We start from the raw sequence: 21,244 nt of genomic DNA, 5'->3' as shown, positions 1-21,244 counted from the left end.
ACAGATGCCCCTTGAACGGGATGTTGTGGACTTTTTGGAGGGACCGCGTGACCCAGTGGCGAGAGTTGCCCGAGTCGACCCGGCCCGAAATGAGGCTGCTGATCGAGGAGTTGAGGCACCTCAAGCAGACCCTGGGCCTGAGCCTGGCCGGTCTGGCCACCCGCACTGCGTACAGCAAATCGGCCTGGCACCGCTATCTGAACGGGGACAACCTTCCGCCCCGCAGCGCGGTGGACGCCTTCGGGGCCCTCGGCGGCCCCGACCACCACGGCCGCGTCCTCGACCTCTGGGACCGGGCGGTGCGACCCCCGGAGCCCGTGGCCCCGCCGCAACCGGAGGAACCCCACGCGGCCGAGGCACCCGAGGTGCCGTCCGCACTGTCCGCACCGCCGTCCCGCCGGCCGCGCCGCCGGACGGTGACCGTCGCCGCGGCCCTCGCCCTGGTCGGGAGCGCCGCCTGGGCCGCCGTCCCGCACAGCCCCACCGCGAGCCCCACGCCGGCCGCGTCGCCCGCCTGCCGGGGTACGAGCTGCCAGGGCGCCGACCCCGCCGTCTCCCCCTGCCGCACCGACGCCCGCACGCAGAGCGCGCTGACGACGGCCTCGTACGCGGTGAAGCTCCGCTACAGCCCGTCCTGCGACACCATCTGGTCCGAGGTGCGCAACAGCTCGACCGGCACCGACACCGAGAGCCCGATGCTGGTCGCCCCCGACCCGCAGGAGGCCGAGGCGTGCGCCGAGGTCGCCCACAAAATGCTGTGCACGGGCGACGTGCCGCCGGACACGCCCTAGCCCGCGACCGCCGAACCGGCTTTGTCCCAGTTGCCGCGCAGCCGCGACAGGTAGTCCGACGCCTGGCTCCCCGGCTTCACACCGCGCGCGAACGCCGCCATGTTGCCGCCGCCCGCGTTGTAGCCGAGCGCCATCAACTCGTCGCGCGTGTACGGCCCCGCCCAGTGCGAGGGCAGCTGCTCGGACATGTCGTGGAGGTACCAGGCCGCCGCCTCCACCGCGAGCCCCCGGTCGTCCGGCAGCTCCTCCCACTTGCGGGACGCGAAGTCCCGCCCCCGCTTCGTCTCGTCGAACGCGGCCCGGTGCATGTTCGCGATGCCGAAGGCCGCATCCGGCTTGTACTTCTGCCAGCTCCGCTCGAAGGCCGCGTCGTGCGGCTTGTAGTCCTCGTTGTAGAGGATCGCCATCAGCAGCTGCGCGCTCACCCTCGCCTTCTTCGCGTACGTCCGCACCTGCGGGGCGTAGTCGGCGGGGTCGTACGTGCCGCCCGGCTTCGGCGCGGCGGACGAGGACGGGCCGGCCGAGGCGGAGGGCGTTTGCTTCGGGCCCCCCGACTGCGGCGTGCCGCCACCCCGCACACACCCCCACGCGATGAACGCGGCAACCGGCAGCACCAGCCACCGCATCCGTACGCCCCGCTTGCCCTCAGCCTTCACCATCCCCTCAGCTAAACACGCCTCCGCTCGCCGCCGCCACGAAGGCGAGGACTTCTGCCGTGGCGGCGGACAGGGCCCTGTCGGGCCACTGTCGCCGCCACTCCCCCGTCCGCTTCCCCCGTACCCCTCAAGGTTCGCGGACCGCGCGGCCCGTTCCATCCCCCGCGCGAACCATCCGCCTCCCCCGCGCGGGGGAGGCAGCGCCGCGTGAGGGACCGCCGCGCGTGAGGAACCAGCCCAACTCCCTTTCAGGACACGGTAAGTACCGCGTTTCCCCGCACCTTGCGGGCCCGCAGATCGGCGATGACCTCGGCCGTGCGCGACCAGTCCCGTACCGAGCCGATCTCCGGGTGCAGCCGCCCGGTGGCCACCAGGCGGACCAGCGTGGCCAGGTCGGCTCCGTACGACGTGTCGGAGGCGGTGTAGTCGAAGTGGGCCAGCCGGGCCTGCTTCGGGCCCTTGAAGAAGTCGAAGAAGTCGAGGGTCACGGGGGTGCGACTGGCCTGGCCGAACCACACGAGCAGGCCGCCCGGCGCGAGGCGGGCGAGGGCGGCGGGCAGCGCATCGCCGCCGACCGATTCGAGCACGATGTCGTACGGACCCGAGGCGTCGGCGACGGATGTGACCAGCTCGGTCGCGCCCAAATCGACCAGGCGGGAGCCTCGTTCGGGTGTCGCGGCCACCGCCGTGACCGCCGCGCCGGACGACGCGGCGAGTTCGGTGACGTAATGGCCGACTCCGCCGCTCGCGCCGGTGAGCAGGATGCGGCGCCCGGCGACAGGACCGGCCGCGCGCAGCAGCCGCAGCGCGGTGATCCCGGCGAGCGGCAGGGCGGCGGCGGTCAACGCGTCGACACTGTCGGGGAGTTCGGCGACGCTCGTGCTCGGCACCGCGACGCGCTCGGCCCAGCCGAACGCCGGCGGGTGGGCCACCACCCGGGTGCCGGCGGCGGGCCCGCTCCCGTCGGCGGCGGGGCGTACGACCGTCCCCGCCACGTCCTTGCCGGGCCGCCAGCCCGGCCACGTACGGTCGAGCTGCCCGTCGAGCTGGAAGGTCTCGCCCCGGTTGACCGAGTACGCCTCGACCGCGACCACCAACTCGCCGTCGTTGGTGGCTGGTTCGGGCGCCTCGCCCAGGATGACGGGCTTGCCCGCGTCGTCGGGGGATCCCGGCAGTACTGCCTTCATGACGGCTGCCTCTCAGGGGTGGCGGCGGGTTTCGGACGCGGTGGGATTCAGACGAAGACGACGTTCTTGGCGTGCAGCGTGTCGAAGTACTCGCGCACCTCGGCGATCCGCCCGTCCCGGATGGTGAACACGGCCAGGCAGTGCTGGTCGTAGCGCAGGCCCGACTTGGCGAGGCCCCGGGTGTTCCACTCGGCGAAGACCCGCTCGCCGTCGGCGATGGCACCCTCGAACTCGAACTCCATCGACTCCGGCACGAGCCGCGACATCATCGACGGAATGAACTCATCCAGGATCTCGCCGGGCCCGTTCCAGGTCCGCGACAGCGGCAGGTCACCGGCGAGCGTCCAGGTCACGTCCGGTGCGAAGAAGTCGCGCAGGGCGTCGAAGTCGCCGGTGACGAGGGTGTCCATGTAGGCGAGCACCACGGCCCGGCTGGCCTCGGTGACGTTCGCGGGGGCGGTGGCTGCGGCGGTGTCGATGCTCATGTCTGTCTGATCCCTCGGGTCGTTGCGCGGTTGCTTCGCGGTTGTTCTCGCGAATGCTTCAGCGGCTGTTTTCGCGGTTGTTTTCGCGGTGTCTCTTTCCGACACCTGAACCCTAGGAACGGGGGCCCGGCCAAGGGAAAGACCTGTTCGGGACCGCCCCATGCCGTACCGGCATAACCGCTGCTCAAGCCCGGTCGTATGCTGCTCGGCATGTCTGAACTCCGCCGTCTGCGCTACTTCCTCGCCGTCGCCGACGAGCGGAACTTCACGCGCGCCGCCGAACGTCTGCACATAGCCCAGCCCGCGCTCAGCCGCCAGATCCGGCAGCTGGAACAGGAACTCGGGGTGCGGCTCCTGGACCGCACCACGCACTCCGTCGAACCCACCGAGGCCGGGCGGCTGTTGATGGAGCGCGGCGCCGAGCTGTGCGCGGAGGCCGACCGGCTCTGGCGCGACGTACGCGGCTTCGCCGAGTCGGAGCGGGACGCGCTGACCCTCGGGTACAGCACCAGCACCGGGTACGGAACCGCGCCCGGCCTGCTCGCGGCGCTCGCCGAACGCCACCCGGACCTCGCCGTCACCACCCGGCTGCTCACCACCGCCGACATCGTCGCCGGGGTGGCCGACGGCACCCTGGACGCGGGCCTGGTCCGCTGCCCGCCCCCGGCCCCGGAACTCGTCCGCACCCTCGTACGCCTCGAACCCCAGGGCGTGCTGCTGCCCACCTCCCATCCGCTGGCGGCGCAGGAGTCCGTCGAGGTGGCCTCGCTCGCGGGCGAGCGGCTTCTCGTGCATCCGCGCGAGGCCAACCCCGGGCACTACGACGCGATCGTCGCGATCTTCACGCGGGCCGGGCTCTCGCCCCAACTCCTGCTGCGCCAGCTGTCGTTCGACGCCGCGCACACTCCCGTGGTGCGGGGCGAGGCCGTCTCCGTCATCGGGGAGTCGGCGGTCGACGGGCTTCCGGGCACCCTGACGTGGCGGCCGCTGCGCCCGGCGGCGGCCATCGAACTCCACCTCCTGACGCGCGGGCCGGCCCGCCGCCCCGCCGTCGCCCACCTCCTGCGCACCGCCTCCGAAACGGCCCGCACGGAGGGCTGGCTCCACTCGCCGACGTGAGCCTTCGGCTGCGGACCGTGCGTGGCTGGCCGCGCCCCTAACGGAACGCCGCCGCCCGGAACGTGCCCATTGCCTCCCTCACCTCTTCGAGGGTGGTCTCGGCGATCTGGTTGGCCCGCTCATTGCCCTTACGGATCAACTCTCGTACGTACGCGAGATCTTGGGCGTATTCGGCGCGGCGGGCGCGGTGGGGGGCGAAGTGGTCGTTGACGGCTTCGGTGACCGTCGCCTTGAGCGCGGCCGACCCGCCGTCGCCGATCTCGGCCGCGACGGCGTGCGGATCTCGGCCGCCCTGACAGAGCGCGGCGAGCAGAACGAGGTTGCTGACCTCGGGGCGGTTGTCGGGGTCGAAGGTGATGCGGCGCGTCGCGTCGGTCTTCGCGCCACGGATCAGGCGCGCGGTCTCCTCCGAACTCGCCTTCAAGGCAATGGAGTTGGCCCGGCTCTTGCTCATCTTGCCGCCGTCCGTGCCGAGCAGCAGGGGCGCGTCGGACAGCAGCGCCTGCGGCTCGGGGAAGACGGGGGCGTACCGCTCGTTGAAACGGCGGGCGATCGTGCGGGTCAGCTCCAGGTGCGGGAGCTGGTCCTTGCCGACCGGGACCAGGTTCGCCTTGCAGAAGAGGATGTCGGCGGCCTGGTGCGCGGGATACGTGTACATCAGGCCGGAGACTGCCGCCTGGCGGGAGTGGGCGATCTCGTCCTTGACGGTGGGGTTGCGGCCGAGCTCGGCGACCGAGACCAGGCTCAGGAAGGGCAGGAGCAGCTGGTTGAGGGCGGGGACCGCGCTGTGCGTGAAGATCGTCGCGCGGTCGGGGTCGACACCGGCGGCGAGGTAGTCGAGGACGAGGCCCTCCACGTGCTCGGACAGCCGGTCTGCGACGTCCCGGTCGGTGAGCACCTGGTAGTCGGGGATGACGAGGAAGAGCTCGACACCCTCGTTCTGGAGCCGGACCCGGTTCTGGAGGCTGCCGAAGTAGTGGCCGACGTGGAGGGGGCCGGTGGGGCGGTCGCCGGTGAGGATGCGGTCGGGGGTGGTAGCGGCGGCTGTGGCGGTGTTCATGGTGGGCTCCTCGTGGGGCAGCGGGGTGGGCGGGCCTGGACGGCGCCCACTGCGGAACCAGCGAGGGCAACAAAAAGGGGCCGTCCATGTGAGAACGGCCCGCTGATGGCGTCGTGCGTGTGTGGCGGCCGCTCCTAGGAGGAGCGCCACCAGCAGAGGCGGGAGGACTGCGACGCGGACGACATGGGTCCACTGTAGCCGGGCGGGGTGCCGGGCCTCCAGTGTCGAAGGTCCACTACTTGTGGGCGTGGCTCCCCACGTAGAAGAGGAGCCACACGAATCCGGCGAAGACGTGGGTGCCGAAGATATAGAAGCCCGCACGCAGGGCGATGCTGCGCTCCTGACTCTTCTCACTGTCGGCCACGGCCACCTCCTGGGTCCGTTCCAGGGTACGGGGGGGGGTTCGCCGGGGGCGGTGCCGCCCGTAGATCCGTCTGAGGCGCCACGTCCCAGGCCAGTGTCAGCGGGCGCTGCGGTCAGTGCGCCGAGTCCGGAGTCCCAGCAGGCAGTGACAGATCGCCCAGATGCGTGAGCAGCACATCGGCACATGCCCGCGGGTTCAGGATCTCGGGATGCAGGACGGCCCTGAGGCTGAGTCCGTCCAGGAGCGCCGTCAGCCGCTCGGTCTCGATGTCGAGGCCGAGGCCGGGCCGCAGGGCGCCTGCCGCGTCGAGCCGGACGAGCGCGCGGCGCACCAGCTTTCTCGTGCCTTCGGCGGCCTGGCGCGACAGGTCGCCGAAGGCAGGGTTGGTGCGGGCAGCGGTGTTGAAGTCCAGGAAGACGGTGACCTCGGCACGGCGGTGCTCGTCCAGTGGCAGAAGCTCGGCCAGGAACCCGGCTGCGAGCTGGAGCTGTTCGGGGCGGGGGCGGCTGCCCAGGTCTCCGATCCGCTCAACGTGTTCGAGCAGTCGACTTTCGACCCGGTCGAGCATCGACTGCATCGCAAACCGCATCAGGTCCTGCTGGCTGGCGAAGTAGTGGCGCAGGGAACCGATGTTGAGCTGGGCCTCGTCGGCGACGGCTCGAAGCGAGGTGCGATGCAGACCTTCACGGACGACGACTCGGAACAACGCGTCTACGACGTGGCGACGACGAGCATCCGGGTCTACGTGCTTAGGCATGAAGCCTTTCTATCACGGTCGTGATACAACGGGTCTATCACAGGCGTGATAAAACGGTCTGGAGGCTTCTTCGTGGAGACGTACCTCAATCTCATGCTCATCAGGTTCGGCCTGATAGTGGGCGGTCTCGTGGTGCTGGCGCTGCTGGTCTTCGCCATCGCCCTGGCTCTCAAGCGCAGGGGCAGGCTCGACGAGATGCGTCGGTATGCGGACCCCGCGGTGAGAGCCGGGCTGCGCGCCGCCGCCCGACGGCTTGAGGGCGGGAAGAACGGGTCGTCCCGGTCGCGGCGACAGGATGGCCGCTGATGACCAGCCTCGGAGCGGAGTCGTCGGAACTCCTTCACCACCTGTTGCTGGACCGTGCGATCAAGGTCGTCATCGTGGTCGTGGCCCTGGGCGTCCTGGCGCTCGGAATGACGGTGATCTGGCGAAGGGCCGGACGGGCAAAGAAGCGGCCTGACTGAGGCGATGGCACTCGACCGGTCCACAGCTATTGGCTGTGTCTCGCTTCTTGCAACTCGGCGGAGGACTGAGCCAGGGAGCAGCGCCCGCTCATCTGGCCGTCGGTGGCGATGAGCGGGCTTCCGTCCGAGGTGACTCCGTTTCGTCGGGTCAGTCCTCATGCGTGTAGAACCAGTAGAACGACGCCGCGAACATCACCCCCGCGAAGACCAGGCCCATGCCCGAGGCCCTTACGACGCTCTCGCCGGTCAGGCTGTGCAGGAAGCCGATTCCGGCGCCGAACAGCGTCGCGTACGCGCCCGCGCGCAGCTCTCGGGGCAGGGCGGACTGGATGCTCAGGAGGCCGGCGCCCAGGATGATCATCAGGAGGCCCGACACGACGCCCAGGACGATCTGGCCGCCGGTGATCGCGCCGCCGCCGCGCTGGATGTACGCGGCGTAGAAGCCGTACACCACGCCCAGGACGACCGGGATCGCAAGGACGGCCCTGCTCAGTTGGTGGGCCATGGGAGGACCGGGGCGGTGACTCCTGACGTGTGTCGAAGCGTGTGCGGCCATGGCGGCACTCCTTCCGCTTGCCGGGGGGCGCGTCGCGTGCCCGTCCCCCATACAGCCCACACCCGCGCGCGCCGACCGGCAACCCGGGATTTCGTGGACGGGTGCGCAGCTTCCTGTCGGCGGTGCTGATCGTCCTGGCGGCCGTCCTGGTCCCGCGGGGCGCGGTCGCCGCCTGGGCGAAGACGGAGATCGGCGACCGCGGCCGGTACGTCTCCACCATGGCCCCGCTCGCCGACAACGACGCCGTGCGCACCGCGGTGGCCACCCGGGTCACCGACGCGATCACGAAGAGCATCGACGTGGGGCCGCTCCAGGCCTCGGTGGCCTCGCTCATCGGCGTGGCCGTGCGGTCGTTCACCACCACCGCCGCTTTCCAGAGCGTGTGGGACACCGCGAACCGGGCCGCCCACGCGAGCGTCGAGTCCGCCTTCACCCAGAACGCCGGCGGCAACGACGTACGCATCGACCTGGCCCCCGCGATCCAGCAGATCACATACGAACTGGAGGCACAGGGCGTGCCGTTCGCGAACAGGATTCCCGTGGAACACACCGACCTCACCGTCGTCGAGTCGACCAAGCTCGGCCCGGCCCGCACCGTCTTCCGCTGGCTCCAGCACATCGGCGTCTGGGGCGCGGTCGCCGCTCTGGCCGCGGCGGCCGGTGCGGTGCTCGCGGCGGTGCGCCGCCGCCGCGCCCTCGTCGGGGTGGGCATCGGGCTCGCCGTGGGCGCGGTGATCCTGCACGTCCTGGTCGCCATCGGCAGGTCGCTCACCCTTGACGGGCTGCCCGCGGACACCGATCCGTCGGCGGCGGGCGCGGTCTACGACGCCCTGACGGATTTCCTCAGCACGGCGGCGTGGGCCGTGCTCGCGTTCGGGCTGCTGCTCGCGCTCGGGGCGTGGCTCACGGGCCGGCCGTGGCGGCGAGGGCGGCAAGACGACGAAGGGCCCCGGCCAGGACCGGCACCGGAGGGGTAGCAAGGCCGATCCTGACCGCGTCGGGCACCCTGCCGCCCACCGCGAACGCCGTACCCGGCGTCACCGCGACCCCGAGCCGCCCGGCGGCGGCCGCCGCGAAGGTCTCGGCCCGCCAGGGCGCGGGCAGCTCCCACCAGCAGTAGTACGCGGCCGGGTCGGTCCGGATGCGGAAGCCGGTCAGGTGCTCGCGCACCAGCTCGTGCCGGGCGGCCGCATCGGCCCGTTTGGCAGCGGTGACCGCCGCCACCGTCCCGTCCCCGGCCCACCGCACGGCCGCCTCCAGATTGAACCGCCCCGCCGTCCAGGCCCCGGAGCGCAGGGCGCGGGCGAGCGCGTCCGCGTGGCCGGCGGGCGCCACCAGGAACCCGGTGGTGAGCCCGGGGGCGAGCCGCTTGGAGAGGCTGTCGACGAGGATCGTGCGGTCGGGGGCGTACGCGGCGAGGGGTGGCGGGGTGCGGGGCGGCGGCGTGCCGTCCGCGAGCGCGGTGTCGTACCGCACCCCGGACTCCTCCGGCGGTGCCAGGAACGCCCACGTCGTGTCCTCGATCGCCCATAGCTTCAACTCCCCCATCATTTCCGCCAGTTCGGACCTTCTCCCCTCCCCCGTCGTCAGCGTGAGCGGATTGTGGAGGGTCGGCTGTACGTACACGGCGCTCAGCGGGGTGCGGCGGTGGGCGGCCGTCAGGGCGTCGGGGCGTAGGCCCTGGTCGTCCATTGCGATGGGGACCAGGTCGATGCCGAGGCGTTCGGCGACCGCCTTGACCAGCGGGTACGTCAGCTCTTCGACGCCGAGGCGGCCGCCGGGGCGGACCAGTGAGGACAGCGCGGCGGCGATGGCCTGGCGGCCGTTCCCGGCGAACAGGATCCGCGCGGGGTCGGGCCGCCAGCCCGGCCGGGCGAGCAGTTCCGCCGCGGCCTCGCGCGCCTCGGGGGTGCCGTCGGCGGCGGCGGGCCGGGTGGCGTCGGTGAGGACATCGGGCCGCAGCAGCGCGCCCAGCGAGCGCGCCATGAGCTCCGACTGCCCTTCTGTCACTGGGTAGTTGAGCTCCAGATTGACGGGCGTACGGCCACTGTCCTCGGCGAGGACCGAACCGGGGTGCGGCGGGGCCGCCCGGACGAAAGTGCCGCGCCCGACCTCGCCCACCACCAGACCCCGGCGGCCCAGCTCCCCGTACACCCGGATCGCGGTGGAGACCGCGATGCGGCGGCGGCGCGCGAAGGCCCGCTGGGTGGGGAGCCGCTCGCCGGGCCTGAGCGCCCCGGACGCGATGTCCCCCGCGACCTCGTCGGCGACGCCGCGGTAGTCCATGGCCCGTCCCTTCTCCTCCATTGCACCGAGAGCAAAGATCCTATTGCACCGAGGAGTTGCCCACGCCTAGCCTCCTTCCCATGTCCCGCACCTACACAGACGAGGGCACGGGCGACGCCCTGCTCCTGGTCCACGGCCACCCCTTCGACCGCACCATGTGGGCCCCGCAGATCGCGGAGTTCTCCCGTACGCACCGCGTGGTCGCCCCCGATCTGCGCGGCTACGGCAGCGCGCCCGTGGTCCCCGGCACCACCCCGCTCGGCGTCTTCGCCGAGGACGTGCGGGCGCTCGCGGACGCGCTCGGCATCGAGCGCTTCACGCTGGGCGGGCTCTCCATGGGCGGCCAGATCGTCATGGAGTGCTACCGGCTCTTCCCGGAGCGGATCAGCGGCCTCGTCCTCGCCGACACCTTCCCGGCCGCGGAGAGCGCCGAGGGCAAGGCGGCCCGCAACGCGATGGCCGACCGGCTGCTCCGCGAGGGCATGAAGGGCTACGCCGACGAGGTCCTGGACAAGATGGTCGCCCCGTACGCCGACGAGTCGGTGCGGACCCACGTCCACCGCATGATGACGTCCACGCCCCCCGAGGGCGCGGCGGCGGCCCTGCGCGGACGCGCCGAACGCCCGGACTACCAGGGGCTGTTGAGCACCATCACCGTCCCCACCCTGGTGGTGGTCGGCCGCGACGACACCTACACCCCGGTCGCGGACGCGGAGGCGATGCACGAGGCGATCCCCGGCTCGACCCTGACCGTCGTCGAATCGGCGGCCCACATGCCCAACCTGGAACGGCCGGGCGCCTTCAACACCGCCCTCGCCGAACTCCTCGCCCGGGTGGCGGGCCAGGGGGTCGCCTCCTAGGGCAAAGGACGGGCAACCGTCCCGCACCCCCCGCCGTCTTTGAGGGAGGATTCGGGCGTCCCGCCGTCCGGCCGAGTTGGGGGTACGCCTTGGACACCTTGGACACCGGGACCGGGCCGGAACGGGCGGCCGGGGAGGTCCGGCGGCATCCGTGGCGGTGGGTGTCCGGGCTGCTCGGAGGGCTGCTCCTTGCCGGGGTCAGCGTGGTGATGGGGTGCCGGGCCGCCGATTCGGACGGGGTCACTCCCGTGCCGCAGGCCCTCGCCTTCCTGCCCTGGCTGCTCGTACCCGCCGGCGCGGGGCTCGCGCTCACCGCGCTCGGACGGTGGCGCACCGGCATGGTGTGGGGCGTCGCGGTGCTCGCGGTCACCGGGTGGTACACCCAGCCGTACGGTGCCGAGACCACCAAGCCCAAGGGCGCCATCCTCGCGGAGCTCAAAGTCCTCACGTCCAACACCGAGTTCGGGTGGGCGACGGACGATCTGATCGCCACCGTCAGGCGCGAGAAGCCCGACCTCGTGTTCGTGGAGGAGTGCAGCTTCCGGTGCTCCGACGCGCTCGCCGCCGAACTGCCGAAGACCGACTATCCGTACCGCGATGTCGTACGCGAGGACGGGTCCTCGGGGTCGGCCGTCCTCAGCCGGTTTCCGCTGCGGGCCACCGAGCCCATCCCGTCCGTGATGGCCATGCCGGGCGCGGTGGCCACCATCGGCGGGCGGGACGTGCGGCTCCAGCTCGCGCACCCCTCGCCGCCGCTGCCCGGCGACGAGGGAAAATGGCATCAAGAGCTGGGCAGAGTACGGGAGTTCGCGAAATCGGCGAAGGGGCAGACCGTCATCCTCGCCGGGGACTTCAACGCCACCCAGGACCACGCCCTGTTCCGGTCCGTGCTCGACGCGGGCGCCCTGCACGACAGCGCGCGGCTCACCGGTCAGTCGCGCGCCTACTCCTGGCCCGCCGACCGCACCACCCCGCTGCGCACCCAGATCGACCACGTCCTGGTGAGCGGCGACTTCAAGGCGACCTCCGCGCGCTTCCTGAAACTGCGCGGCACCGACCACCGCGCGCTGCTCGTGCGGCTGGGCCTGTACGGATAGCGCCGACGTGCGGGGCCGGGCCCGGCGGGTCAGGATCGTAGGACCCAGGGGGGCGAGCAGGAGGCGTACCCGTATGCGCGCTGTCGCCGTCGCGGCCTTCAAGGCCGAGCCCGCGCTCGTCCACGTGCCCAAGCCCGAGCCGGGCGCGGGCGAGATCCTGGTGAAGGTCGAGTTCGCCGCGCTCAACCCGTACGACTGGCAGGTCGCCGACGGCCTGCTCGACGGGCAGGCCCCGCATGTGTTCCCGCTGGTCATGGGCGTGGACTTCTCGGGGCGGGTCCACGTGGTCGGACCCGGCGAGCACCGCTTCGTGGTGGGCGACCGGGTGTTCGGGCAGGTCTCGCGGCCGCCGGTGGGCGCCGGGACGTACGCGGAGTACGTGACCGTGCCGCAGGACTCCGCGCTGACCGAGGTGCCCGAGACCCTGGATCTGCGGACCGCGGCCACGCTGCCCACCTCGGGCATGACCGCCGCCCAGATCCTGCAGAGCGGGGCGGTGCTGCGGCCCGGCGAGACCCTGCTGGTGGTGGGCGCGGCGGGCGGCGTCGGCAGCGTACTGACCCAGCTCGCGCGTGCCCGCGGGGTGCGGGTGATCGCGGCGGTGCGGGGGGCCGAGCGGGAGCGGATGGCCGCGCTCGGCGCCGCGTTCACCGTGGACACGACGGAGGAGCCGCTGGAGTCCCGGGTGCGCGAGGAGTGCCCGGATGGGGTCGATGCCGTGGTCGACCTGGTGTCGGACACCCCGGACGCCTTCGCCGCGCACGCCCGCCTCGTCCGCCCCGGCGGGACCGCCCTGACCACCCGCTACGTCGCCGACCCGGCGCTCGTCCCGGTGGGGGTCGACGCGGTGAACTTCGGGCTCAAGGCCACGGCGGCGCTGCTCGACACGCTCGCCGCGGCGGCCGCCACGGGCGATCTGAAAGTGCCGGTCGACGCCGAACTCCCCCTGGAGAAAGCCCCGCAGGCCCTCGCGCAGAACCGCTCGGGCGGCGCGCGCGGCAAGACGGTCTTCGCCGTGTGATTCGGAAATGATCCAAAAACGGCGGTGCCGCGGACCCCGCGGAGCCGTTGAACGGATGGGTGGCCGCGCGAGGCCGGCGGGCGCGAACGCAGACCCCGTGCGCGGAACCGTAAAAATTATCCACAGGCTGTGGACAACATTTACGGTTCCGTTGGGCGCCCCGTTTGCACCAAGTGATCTTTTTACGGTGTCGTGTGGTCATGGCTGATCAGAAACGGGCGGGGGACGGCGCACGGCAAGGGCGGCTCGCGCCGCCGGAATGGCTCATCGGCGGGCTGCGCCCAGCCCCCACCCCCATTCCCTGGCCCGCCGTCGCACGGGCCGCGGTCGCCCTGGCCGCGCCGCTGGCCGTGGGGATGGCGACCGGGCAGAGCGCGTACGGGGCGCTCGCCTCCATGGGCGCGCTCAGCGCGGTCATCGGCGACACCGCCGACGCGTACCGGATGCGGATCTTCAACATCGCCGTGCCGCAGCTCTTCGGCGCGCTCGGCGTGACCGTCGGCAGCCTCGTGTTCGGGCACGGCTGGCTCGCGGTCGGCGCGCTGACCCTGGTCGCGCTGGTCTCCGGGATGATCTCCTCGATCGGGGCGGTCGCCTCCGTCTCCGGACTGCTGCTCCTCCTGAACGCCGTGGTCGGCGCGGGCCTGCCGATGCCCGGCCCCTGGTGGAAGGCGCCGCTGCTGCTCAGCCTCGGCGGGCTGTTCGTGCTGCTCCTGAGCCTGCTCGGCTGGCCGCTGCGGCGCACGGAACCCGAACGGGCCGCCGTCGCCGGGACCTACCGCGCGGTCGCCGAAGCCATCGAAGCCGCCGCGAGCGACGCGTACGACACCAAACGCCAGGCCGTCACCCAGTCCCTGAACACCACCTACGACCTGATCCTCGGCCGCCGCGCCCGCGAACACGGCCGGCGCGGGGAACTGGTGCGGCTGCTCGCCCAGCTCAACGTGGTGATCCCGCTCGTGGAGGCCGCCCCCGCCGTGCACCTGCGCGGCTGGGGCGTGGACGCCGCGATCCCGGCGGCCGTACGGCAGTTGGCGGACTCGGTGGACCAGGGCCGGACCGACGCCCCCGCGCTGGATCTGCCCGTACCCGCGACCCCCGCCGAGCGGGCCATGGACACCGCGCTGCGGCACGCCTCGGCCGTGGTGCACAAGCCCGACCCCGACCAGTCCAACGTCGACGACCGCCTCGGCCGGCCCGCGGCGCTGCGCATCCGGGTGCGCCGCGCGGCCCGCAACGTGCTGCTGTCCGGCGCGTCCTGGCGCTACGGGCTCCGGCTCGCCCTGTGCATGGGCCTCGCGCAGGCGCTGGTGTCCGTGGTCCCGGTCGAGCGCTCGTACTGGGTCGCGCTGACCATCGTCTTCGTCCTCAAGCCCGACTTCGGTTCGGTCTTCGCGCGCGCCCTGACGCGGGCGATCGGCACCGCGGGCGGCCTCGTCATCGCCGCCGCCGTGCTCGCCGAGGTGCCGCGCGGCTGGTGGGACGTGCCGGTGATGATGGTGCTCGCGGCGCTGATCCCGGCGTTCTCGGCGAAGGGCTACGCCTTCCAGACCGCGGCGATCACCCCGGTGATCCTGCTGCTCTCGGACGTACTGAACCACCAGGGCTTCAACCTGGTCCTGCCCCGCCTGTGGGACAGCCTCATCGGCTGCGCGATCGCACTCGTCGCGGGCTATCTGCTGTGGCCCGAGAGCTGGCACACCCGGATCGGCACACGGCTCGCGGACGCGGTGGCGGCGACCGCGGACTACGTGGAGTACGCCTTCGGCTCCGAGGACGACCGGGCGGAGCGGGTGCGCCACCGGCGCCGCCTGTACCGCGATCTGTCGACCGTACGCAGCGAATTCCAGCGGGCGTTGACGGAGCCGCCGCCCACCGGGCCGAGGGCCGCGGCCTGGTGGCCGCTCGTCGTGGCGGTCAAGCGGATCGTCGACGCGACCACGGCGGCGCGGGTCCGCGTCAACCACGGCGCCCCGCCGCCCGCGCCGGGCGAGGTCGCGGAGATCGCGGTGGAACTGCGCGAACTGGCCCAGGGGCTGCGGGAGAGCGTGACGCTGGTGGAGGTGCGGGCGGACCTGGTGGGAGACGAGGAGGGGGTGCTCGCGCCGTTGCGGCAGGAGGTGCGGGCGGCCCGCGCGATCGCTTCGCCGGGCGCCTGAGCGCGGGCGAATTCACGGCCCCCTGACACGAGTTCCCCTGCCCCGGGGAACCGGCGGCGCCCGGACGCCCTCAACCGAAGCGTGAGAACCAATCCGGTCAAGATAGTCCTGGGGTGTGTGGCGCTCGTCTGCGTACTCGGCACCGCGATCGCACTCGGCAGTCTGCTGACGGGATCGGACGACGGCACGAAGCCCGCCGCGCACGCGTCGGCGGACAGCGGTCCGGCCGAGGGGCAGCCGAACGACGACCCCTCGTCCGACAAGCCGTCCGCCAAAGGCCCGGTGCTGCGCATCGACGGCCCGGACGGCCCGGTGACCCCGAACGAGATCACGTCGCTCAAGGCGTACGTCCAGAGCCTCGCCCCGGCCAAGGACAACATCGGCAACAACTGGGCCCAGGGCGGCAGCGGGCAGGCGGTCAAGGCCATGGGGAGGGTCTACTAGGGGGTGTCCGGTGGGTCAGGGTCGGATAGGGCGCGGCGGCTGGTGCGGTGCATCGCAAGGCGTCGGAGCGTTTCGATAGCGGAGCTATCGGGACGTTTCGGCAACGCGGCGAGGTGCCGTGCCAGCCGCCGCGACCCCGGCCATGACCCACCGGACACCCCCTAGGTCTCCCACGACACGGCGGTGCTCGACCGGATGACCGGCTTCTGCGACGCGGTGCTCTCCGAGCGCGACGACCTCGCCCCCGGCCCGGTCGGCGGACACCCGCTCTGGACCGGCAGGACCGACCCCGCCTGGCCGAACAACGTCACCGCTCAGCCCGTCGGCACCGGCGGCGAGCAGGGCGACCCGGTCGGCCACCTCGGCAACTGCGCCCGGGAGATCCTCCAGACACCCGCGATCTGGCACAACCGGGTGGCGATCGGCGACCCGCACGGATACGGCGCCACCTACCTCGACCGGGCGAAGAAGTTCGTCGCGGAGGCGGACGCCGCAGTCGACCGGCACATCCTGGCGCGACTGCTTGACGTCTCCCAGGGCGATCGCCAGTACTTCGCGAAGGATTCGCCCTACATGGGCGGCAAGCCGGTGCCGTGGAACCAGCAGATGATGTTCGACTACGGCTTCTCGAACCTGGCGACCGCGCACCAGATCCTGGGCGACGACGCCCAGCGCGTCGCCCGCTACGACCGGCTGGTCAGGACCAGCGTGGACTGGTTCTTCTCCGCCGCCCACAAGTACACCGACCCCCAGGGCAATCCTGCCTACAACTGGGGCTACTCCCCCTCGCAGGCGGGCGGCGAGGACTCAAACCACGGCAGCCTGGACTGCGCGGGCCTCCACCAGCTGTACCTGACCGGCCGGTACGGCATCACCCCGGCCATGATGACCCCGCTCGCGAACACGTTCACCGAGGTGATGACCAAGGGCCCGCACCAGTACGCGGGCCGCGTCGACGGAACGGACGGCAAGGGACACGGCGCCGCCACCAGCTACGTCCGCGGCGGCTACCTCCCCCTCGCCGAGTTCCGGCCCGACGCCTACCCCGCCCTGCTGGCCGAGGCCCTGCCTTCGAACCGCACCACGAGCGTCGAGACGTTCTCCGATGCCCTGATGCTCAAGAGCCGCCGCGGCCAACACCACTGACCGCTGACCGCTCCGCCGGGCCGGTGCGCCGCTGACGACGACGCCGCCTCAGCGTCAGAAAAGCGGCAACTGGCCGGGAAACGGAGGGAGTTCGAAGCCGTCCAGGGTCCGCTGGGAGGCGTCCGCGGGGGCCCGGCGCTTGGACCCGGGACAGAGCGTCAGCTCACCACCCTCCCGGGTACGGGGATCGTGGCGCACGTACCTGCCCGCCACCACGGCAACAGCACGGCCGCAGGACGGGCAGGGACGGCGGGGAGAGACGCTCGGCATCCCCCCATGCTGCCAGAGGGGCAGGGGGTGTCCTATGTCAGGCGGCCGGCTTGAAGGCCGAGGCCAGACCGTTCTGCCACAGGCTGTTCACCCGGGACTTCTCCGCGCCGTTCGGGTACGCGTTGCGGCACGACGTGCCCGGCCCGCCGCCCGACATGAGCTCACTGCACGGACCCGAGTAGTGGTCGGGAAGGCCGAGCACGTGCCCGGTCTCGTGGGCGACCACGCGGACCGAGTAGTACTGCTGGTTCTGGCCGTAGTCGAGGAAGATGTAGCCGCTGCCGTGCCCGTCGGTGGAGGCGTACGAACCGTTCTGCGGGTCGTTGCCCTCGTAGTAGTCGAAGTCGGCGCCCGAACTGCTCTCCGCGAGGCGGACGTTCTGGACGGAGGAGTTCCAGATCTGCGCCGCCTGCGCTATCTGCGAGCGGAAGCTGGGGGCGTTGGCGGTGCTGTAGGTGACGGTCACGGAGGCCGACAGCGGGTTGGCGGCGCTCCTCTTGGCGACCGACTTCATGACGGCGTCGTAGAACGCCCGGTCGCCCGCCGCGGTGTGCTTGCCCGCGGCGGTGTAGTGCGCGGCCGCCGCGGTGGGGGCGGCGGCCGGGGTGGCGGCGGTGGCGGGGATCGCGCCGAGACCCGCGAGGGCCATGCCCAGCGCGGCGGTCACGACGAGGGTGCGGGGGTGTCTCATGGGGGGTTGCCAATCGTTCGGGGATCCGCGCACGGCTGGGTGGGCCGGGCACGGGTGGGGTGCGACGACCGGTGCGTCGTCGTTCCGGTGATTGTGGAGGCCACAGCGACGCACGGGAATGATGCCGATCTGCGATAACTCCCGCGTATCAGAGGTGTTTTGGACATCTGGTGCGACGACTTAGCGTGCCCTAACCTCAGCCCCATGGAGCTGGAGGTGAGACATCTGCGGGTGCTGTGCGCCATCGCCGACGCCGGCAGTCTGCACGCCGCGGCGCGGACGCTCGGCACGAGCCAGCCCGCCCTGACCACCCAACTGCGGCGCATCGAGACCACGTTGGGCGGGCGACTGTTCTCGCGCGAGCGGACCGGCTGTGTGCCCACCGCGCTCGGCCGGGGCGTGGTCGGCCGGGCCCGGCCGCTGCTCGCCGGGCTGACCGCGCTGGTCACCGACACCCGGGCCGCCGCGGCCCGCGCCGCCGACGGCAACCGGCTGCGCATCGGCTCCACCGCGAGCCGCGCCATCCCCGGCTGGCTGCGCCGGCTGCGCGAACGGCTGCCGCGCACCGGGACGGAACTCCAGGTGGCGGTTTCGGCCACCGCGCTGCTGCGGCAGGTGGCGGCGGGCGAGCTCGACGTGGCCTTCGTCCACGAGGTGGAGGGCTGCCCGCTGCCGGTGCCGCCGGGTCTGGACATCCACACCCTGGTGGAACGCGAGCCGCAGTTCGTGTGCCTGGCCGTCGACCATCCGGCGGCCCACCGGCCCGTCGTGGACCTGGCCGACCTCGCCGCCGACCAGTGGATGATCGACCCCAGCGTGGACGGCGAGTGGGAGGGGCTGCGCCGGGTCCTCGCCGCTGCGGGCCTCAACCCCCGTGTCCTGCACGGCGATTACCTGACGGCGGCGGGCCTGGTCGCCACCGGCGAGATCGTCACCTTCTGCCAGCCCACCTCCCGCCCCCGCCCCGACCTCGCCATCCGCCCGCTGCGGGGCGACCCGCTGGGCGTGCGGCTGCTGCTCGCGGTGCGGAGCGGGGCGTACGGGGGTGAACTGGCCGGGGTCGGCGCCGACTTGGAGTCGGCGTACTGGGAGGCGGCGTCGGCCGCGCCCGCCTACCGGGAGTGGCTGGAGGAGCGGGGGCGGTCCTAGGGCGTGTCCGGACGGCGGGGTGCGAGGCGCCCCGGCCGACTACGATGCGGTCGGCTTTCGGTGTGCCGAGCACAGCGGAATCCTGGTTTCTGACATACCGCCATATGTCTAGCCGTCAAAGGATGTTCGGGCCATGAGCAGCAGCACCAGCGGCAGAGGGCTTCGGCCCAACGTTCTCTCCCCGTTCGACACCGTTGTCATGGCGGTGGCGGGCAGCGCGCCCGCCTATTCGATGGCCGCCACCAGCGCCGTGCTCGTGGGCGCCGTGGGGCTCGCCAGTCCCGCCGCGCTGCTGTACTGCGTGATACCCATGCTCGGCATCGTGCTCGCCTTCGGACGGCTCGGCCGGATCGACGTCAACGCGGGGGCCGCCTACTCCTGGGTCGGCCGCACCCTGCACCCCTGCCTCGGCTTCCTCAGCGGCTGGGCGCTCGTCGTCGCCGCGACCATCTTCATGGTGGCCGGATCGCTGCCCGCCGGGCAGATGACGCTGGGCCTGTTCGACCCCGCGCTCGCCCAGAACACCGCCCTGGCCACCGCCACCGGAGCGGGCTGGTTCCTGCTCATGCTGGGGGTGGTGCTCGGCGGCGCCCGGCTCTCGGCACGGGCCCAACTCCTCGTATCCGGAGTCGAGTTGGTGATTCTGGTCGGGTTCGGCGCCGGGGCACTGATCCGCATCGGGGAGGGCGGCGGTGTGGTCGCCTTCGACTGGGGCTGGCTCGGGTTCGGCCACTTCGACGGCGTCTCCGGCTTCGCCGCCGGCACCCTCATCGCCGCGTTCTACTACTGGGGCTGGGACGTCACCAGCAACCTCAGCGAGGAGACCCGCGACAGCCGCCGCACCGCGGGGTTCGCCGCGCTGATCGGCGTCGGACTCGTCTTCGCCCTGTTCGTCGCCTTCACCGTCGCCGTGAACGTCCTGCTCACCGGCGGCGAGATCCGGGCCCACGAGTCCAACGTGCTCGCCGTGCTCGGCGAGCGGATCTGGCCCGGCGCCGGCGGCAGGCTCATGGTGCTCGCCGTGGTCCTCTCCACCATCGCCACCCTGGAGACCACCCTCATCCAGGTGACCCGCTCCCTGTTCGCGATGGGCCGCGACCGTACGATGCCGGGCGCGCTCGGCACCGTGCACCGCCGGTGGAACACCCCCTGGGTGGCGATCGTCGTCGTCGGCGCGGTCGCGCTCGTGCTGTTCGTCGCCGCCAACGCGCTCGGCTCCGTCGAGGACATCATGGAGGACGCGCTCGCCGCGATCGGCCTCCAGACCACCCTGTACTACGGCCTCGCGGGCCTCGCCGCCGTCGTCGCCTACCGCCGCACCCTCACCGAATCCATCAGCTCCTTCCTGCTCGGCGGGGCCTGGCCGCTGCTCGGCTCGGTCTTCATGTTCTGCGTGTTCGGCGCCTCGCTGACCCGGCTCGGCGGCGCGGCCGTCACGATCGGCCTCGGCAGCCTGCTCGTCGGACTCGTCCCGATGCTCTGGTACTGGCGCCGGGGCAGCGCGTACTACCGTCCCGCCCTCCTCGACGCGACCCGGGCCGTCACCGCCGACGGCCGATACCCCGACTCCCGTACGCCGACGCCGGGTTACGCGGGCGCGGGCCTGCCCACCGACTTCTGAGAGGCGGTACGCGGATGGCCGCACTGCGCCGCCGCTCCGACCGGAAAGCGGCCGTGCGCTTCGACCCCGACCTGGGCGACCGGCCGCTCACCGAGGCCCGGCACGACATCGTCATCGGCCGCTGGCAGGGCGTACGCGATCTGCTGCGGGCCACCGGCGACGACTGGCCGCTGCGCACCCACCGGATCCGGCTGCTCGCGAACGCCGCCGCCGGCTCGTCCGTCGTCGAGGCGTGGCGGGCCGCCGAACCGGACAGCCCGGACGCGGCGGTGCTGCGGGCCGCGACCGAGGTCACCCGGGCGTTCAACGGCGCCATCGCGGCCGGGCGCGGCGCCGGAAACGACCGCGACCGCATCGACGTGGCCGTGATGGCCTGCCTCGGCGCGGCCGACGCCCACCCCGCCGACCCGATGCCCTGGGCCTCGCTGCTCACCGTGGTGCGGCTGTACGACGGCGGGGTGGCCCGGCGTGAACTGCGCTCCTGGTGGGACGAATTGCGCCGCCGCGACCCTTACCACCTCGAAGGCCACGTCCAGATGCTGCGCTACTTCTCCGCGCGCTGGCACGGCACGCACGGCTCGATGTACGACTTCGCGCGCGACGCGGCGGGCGCCGCCCCGGCCGGGTCGCCGCTGCCCGTCCTGGCGCAGGTCGCCCGGGTGGAGGAGTACCGCTATGTGGCGGACGCCGCCAAGGGCGCGCCGGTCCGGGGCTTCGGCCAGCACTGGAACCACGAGCTCGCGGTGACCGAGCTCCGCCGAACCTACGACCGCTGGCTCGGCGGCCGGCCCCCCGGCCCGGTCCGCCCCGAGGAGGCCGCCGAGCTCAACTACCTCGCGCACGCGGCCTGTTGTGCGGGCCTCACCCGCGAGGGCGCGGCCCTGGTCGCCCTGCTCGGGGAGCGGGTCGCCAAGGTGCCCTGGGCGTACACCGGCGACCCGGCCCAGCAGATTGCCCGCTGGCGCGAACAGGGCGGGAAGTAGCGCCCCGCCGAGACGCACCCGGGGCGGGACCCGGCCCCTTCCCGGAATCGCCCGGGAGGGTCGCTAACCTTACGTGTC

The 21,244-nt window shown here is 72.5% G+C and carries 23 protein-coding genes; 14 read left to right on the top strand and 9 right to left on the bottom strand.

The annotated features are described in order from the left end of the window. Positions 1–47: 47 nt before the first annotated feature. Entirely contained in the window at positions 48–791 is a 744-nt protein-coding gene (locus ACIQ8J_RS23000; protein WP_403272644.1) for a DUF2690 domain-containing protein, read from the top strand. On the opposite strand, the gene ACIQ8J_RS22995 is transcribed toward ACIQ8J_RS23000, so the two are convergent. From ACIQ8J_RS22995 to ACIQ8J_RS22985, 3 genes are all read right to left on the bottom strand, one after another. Further along, positions 788–1,450, bottom strand: a complete 663-nt coding sequence (locus ACIQ8J_RS22995) for a transglycosylase SLT domain-containing protein (protein ID WP_403272643.1) — start codon at positions 1,448–1,450, stop codon at positions 788–790. The genes ACIQ8J_RS23000 and ACIQ8J_RS22995 overlap by 4 nt on opposite strands. Before the next feature lie 245 nt (positions 1,451–1,695). Next, positions 1,696–2,634 (bottom strand): zinc-binding dehydrogenase, encoded by a 939-nt coding sequence (locus ACIQ8J_RS22990; RefSeq protein WP_403272642.1) that lies wholly within the window; start codon positions 2,632–2,634, stop codon positions 1,696–1,698. A gap of 47 nt (positions 2,635–2,681) precedes the next feature. Beyond that, on the bottom strand, positions 2,682–3,119 hold the full coding sequence (locus tag ACIQ8J_RS22985) for a nuclear transport factor 2 family protein (protein WP_403272640.1): 438 nt from the start codon (positions 3,117–3,119) through the stop codon (positions 2,682–2,684). A 210-nt stretch (positions 3,120–3,329) separates the two neighbouring features. On the opposite strand from ACIQ8J_RS22985, the gene ACIQ8J_RS22980 reads away from it, so the two are divergent. Continuing rightward, positions 3,330–4,238 (top strand): LysR family transcriptional regulator, encoded by a 909-nt coding sequence (locus ACIQ8J_RS22980; RefSeq protein ID WP_403272638.1) that lies wholly within the window; start codon positions 3,330–3,332, stop codon positions 4,236–4,238. A gap of 37 nt (positions 4,239–4,275) precedes the next feature. Here the strand turns inward: ACIQ8J_RS22980 and trpS are convergent, their stop codons facing one another. The 3 genes from trpS to ACIQ8J_RS22965 form a co-directional block, all read right to left on the bottom strand. Further along, positions 4,276–5,298, bottom strand: coding sequence for a tryptophan--tRNA ligase (trpS, locus tag ACIQ8J_RS22975; protein WP_403272637.1), 1,023 nt, complete (start codon positions 5,296–5,298; stop codon positions 4,276–4,278). A gap of 235 nt (positions 5,299–5,533) precedes the next feature. Further along, entirely contained in the window at positions 5,534–5,662 is a 129-nt protein-coding gene (locus ACIQ8J_RS22970; protein ID WP_399049052.1) for a DUF6126 family protein, read from the bottom strand. 112 nt (positions 5,663–5,774) lie between these two features. Further along, on the bottom strand, positions 5,775–6,419 hold the full coding sequence (locus ACIQ8J_RS22965; protein WP_403272635.1) for a TetR/AcrR family transcriptional regulator: 645 nt from the start codon (positions 6,417–6,419) through the stop codon (positions 5,775–5,777). A gap of 72 nt (positions 6,420–6,491) precedes the next feature. Here ACIQ8J_RS22965 and ACIQ8J_RS22960 point away from each other — a divergent pair, with 72 nt between their 5' ends. After that, positions 6,492–6,725 (top strand): hypothetical protein, encoded by a 234-nt coding sequence (locus ACIQ8J_RS22960; RefSeq protein ID WP_403272634.1) that lies wholly within the window; start codon positions 6,492–6,494, stop codon positions 6,723–6,725. After that, positions 6,725–6,883: a hypothetical protein gene (locus ACIQ8J_RS22955; RefSeq protein ID WP_403272633.1), complete on the top strand. Its 159-nt coding sequence runs from the start codon at positions 6,725–6,727 to the stop codon at positions 6,881–6,883. Before ACIQ8J_RS22960 ends, ACIQ8J_RS22955 begins: the two co-directional genes overlap by 1 nt. Positions 6,884–7,031: 148 nt before the next feature. Here the strand turns inward: ACIQ8J_RS22955 and ACIQ8J_RS22950 are convergent, their stop codons facing one another. Then, entirely contained in the window at positions 7,032–7,388 is a 357-nt protein-coding gene (locus ACIQ8J_RS22950; RefSeq protein ID WP_403272632.1) for a hypothetical protein, read from the bottom strand. Between the two features lie 152 nt (positions 7,389–7,540). Between ACIQ8J_RS22950 and ACIQ8J_RS22945 the strand changes: the two genes are divergently transcribed. Then, positions 7,541–8,416 (top strand): hypothetical protein, encoded by an 876-nt coding sequence (locus ACIQ8J_RS22945; RefSeq protein ID WP_403272631.1) that lies wholly within the window; start codon positions 7,541–7,543, stop codon positions 8,414–8,416. On the opposite strand, the gene ACIQ8J_RS22940 is transcribed toward ACIQ8J_RS22945, so the two are convergent. After that, positions 8,343–9,746 (bottom strand): PLP-dependent aminotransferase family protein, encoded by a 1,404-nt coding sequence (locus ACIQ8J_RS22940; protein WP_403272630.1) that lies wholly within the window; start codon positions 9,744–9,746, stop codon positions 8,343–8,345. The genes ACIQ8J_RS22945 and ACIQ8J_RS22940 overlap by 74 nt on opposite strands. A 59-nt stretch (positions 9,747–9,805) precedes the next feature. On the opposite strand from ACIQ8J_RS22940, the gene ACIQ8J_RS22935 reads away from it, so the two are divergent. The 6 genes from ACIQ8J_RS22935 (at position 9,806) to ACIQ8J_RS22910 (ending at position 16,452) form a co-directional block, all read left to right on the top strand. Then, positions 9,806–10,585 (top strand): alpha/beta fold hydrolase, encoded by a 780-nt coding sequence (locus ACIQ8J_RS22935; protein WP_403272629.1) that lies wholly within the window; start codon positions 9,806–9,808, stop codon positions 10,583–10,585. Positions 10,586–10,674: 89 nt separating this feature from the next. Beyond that, positions 10,675–11,682, top strand: coding sequence for an endonuclease/exonuclease/phosphatase family protein (locus ACIQ8J_RS22930; protein ID WP_403272627.1), 1,008 nt, complete (start codon positions 10,675–10,677; stop codon positions 11,680–11,682). 73 nt (positions 11,683–11,755) lie between these two features. Continuing rightward, complete coding sequence (locus ACIQ8J_RS22925; RefSeq protein ID WP_403272626.1) at positions 11,756–12,703, top strand: NADP-dependent oxidoreductase; 948 nt, start codon at positions 11,756–11,758, stop codon at positions 12,701–12,703. Positions 12,704–12,903: 200 nt separating this feature from the next. Continuing rightward, positions 12,904–14,862 carry an FUSC family protein gene (locus tag ACIQ8J_RS22920; RefSeq protein ID WP_403272625.1) on the top strand — a complete coding sequence of 653 codons (1,959 nt, stop codon included), beginning with the start codon at positions 12,904–12,906 and terminating at the stop codon, positions 14,860–14,862. Positions 14,863–14,943: 81 nt separating this feature from the next. Continuing rightward, complete coding sequence (locus ACIQ8J_RS22915; RefSeq protein WP_403272623.1) at positions 14,944–15,306, top strand: hypothetical protein; 363 nt, start codon at positions 14,944–14,946, stop codon at positions 15,304–15,306. Positions 15,307–15,489: 183 nt separating this feature from the next. Further along, positions 15,490–16,452, top strand: coding sequence for a hypothetical protein (locus ACIQ8J_RS22910; RefSeq protein WP_403272622.1), 963 nt, complete (start codon positions 15,490–15,492; stop codon positions 16,450–16,452). Positions 16,453–16,759: 307 nt separating this feature from the next. Here the strand turns inward: ACIQ8J_RS22910 and snpA are convergent, their stop codons facing one another. Further along, the gene (snpA, locus tag ACIQ8J_RS22905) at positions 16,760–17,413 is read right to left on the bottom strand and encodes a snapalysin (RefSeq protein ID WP_403272620.1); all 654 of its coding nucleotides are present in this window, start codon (positions 17,411–17,413) and stop codon (positions 16,760–16,762) included. A gap of 204 nt (positions 17,414–17,617) precedes the next feature. Between snpA and ACIQ8J_RS22900 the strand changes: the two genes are divergently transcribed. From ACIQ8J_RS22900 to ACIQ8J_RS22890, 3 genes are all read left to right on the top strand, one after another. Further along, positions 17,618–18,562 (top strand): LysR family transcriptional regulator, encoded by a 945-nt coding sequence (locus ACIQ8J_RS22900; RefSeq protein ID WP_403272619.1) that lies wholly within the window; start codon positions 17,618–17,620, stop codon positions 18,560–18,562. A gap of 133 nt (positions 18,563–18,695) precedes the next feature. Further along, positions 18,696–20,183 (top strand): APC family permease, encoded by a 1,488-nt coding sequence (locus tag ACIQ8J_RS22895; protein WP_403272618.1) that lies wholly within the window; start codon positions 18,696–18,698, stop codon positions 20,181–20,183. 14 nt (positions 20,184–20,197) lie between these two features. Beyond that, positions 20,198–21,166, top strand: a complete 969-nt coding sequence (locus ACIQ8J_RS22890; RefSeq protein ID WP_403272617.1) for a hypothetical protein — start codon at positions 20,198–20,200, stop codon at positions 21,164–21,166. Positions 21,167–21,244 lie beyond the last annotated feature (78 nt).

The sequence above is a fragment of the Streptomyces sp. NPDC094147 genome (assembly GCF_044764265.1).
Classification (GTDB): Bacteria; Actinomycetota; Actinomycetes; order Streptomycetales; family Streptomycetaceae; genus Streptomyces.
This window is presented reverse-complemented; position numbering and strand designations above follow the sequence as displayed.

Excerpts from the sequence above, each read along its gene's own strand:
- ACIQ8J_RS22995 (WP_403272643.1), bottom strand. The coding sequence starts at position 1,450 with ATGGTGAAGGCTGAGGGCAAGCGGGGCGTACGGATGCGGTGGCTGGTG.
- ACIQ8J_RS22990 (WP_403272642.1), bottom strand. The coding sequence starts at position 2,634 with ATGAAGGCAGTACTGCCGGGATCCCCCGACGACGCGGGCAAGCCCGTC.
- ACIQ8J_RS22985 (WP_403272640.1), bottom strand. The coding sequence starts at position 3,119 with ATGAGCATCGACACCGCCGCAGCCACCGCCCCCGCGAACGTCACCGAG.
- ACIQ8J_RS22980 (WP_403272638.1), top strand. The coding sequence starts at position 3,330 with ATGTCTGAACTCCGCCGTCTGCGCTACTTCCTCGCCGTCGCCGACGAG.
- trpS (WP_403272637.1), bottom strand. The coding sequence starts at position 5,298 with ATGAACACCGCCACAGCCGCCGCTACCACCCCCGACCGCATCCTCACC.
- ACIQ8J_RS22965 (WP_403272635.1), bottom strand. The coding sequence starts at position 6,419 with ATGCCTAAGCACGTAGACCCGGATGCTCGTCGTCGCCACGTCGTAGAC.
- ACIQ8J_RS22955 (WP_403272633.1), top strand. The coding sequence starts at position 6,725 with ATGACCAGCCTCGGAGCGGAGTCGTCGGAACTCCTTCACCACCTGTTG.
- ACIQ8J_RS22950 (WP_403272632.1), bottom strand. The coding sequence starts at position 7,388 with ATGGCCCACCAACTGAGCAGGGCCGTCCTTGCGATCCCGGTCGTCCTG.
- ACIQ8J_RS22940 (WP_403272630.1), bottom strand. The coding sequence starts at position 9,746 with ATGGAGGAGAAGGGACGGGCCATGGACTACCGCGGCGTCGCCGACGAG.
- ACIQ8J_RS22935 (WP_403272629.1), top strand. The coding sequence starts at position 9,806 with ATGTCCCGCACCTACACAGACGAGGGCACGGGCGACGCCCTGCTCCTG.
- ACIQ8J_RS22925 (WP_403272626.1), top strand. The coding sequence starts at position 11,756 with ATGCGCGCTGTCGCCGTCGCGGCCTTCAAGGCCGAGCCCGCGCTCGTC.
- ACIQ8J_RS22920 (WP_403272625.1), top strand. The coding sequence starts at position 12,904 with ATGGCTGATCAGAAACGGGCGGGGGACGGCGCACGGCAAGGGCGGCTC.
- snpA (WP_403272620.1), bottom strand. The coding sequence starts at position 17,413 with ATGAGACACCCCCGCACCCTCGTCGTGACCGCCGCGCTGGGCATGGCC.
- ACIQ8J_RS22900 (WP_403272619.1), top strand. The coding sequence starts at position 17,618 with ATGGAGCTGGAGGTGAGACATCTGCGGGTGCTGTGCGCCATCGCCGAC.
- ACIQ8J_RS22895 (WP_403272618.1), top strand. The coding sequence starts at position 18,696 with ATGAGCAGCAGCACCAGCGGCAGAGGGCTTCGGCCCAACGTTCTCTCC.
- ACIQ8J_RS22890 (WP_403272617.1), top strand. The coding sequence starts at position 20,198 with ATGGCCGCACTGCGCCGCCGCTCCGACCGGAAAGCGGCCGTGCGCTTC.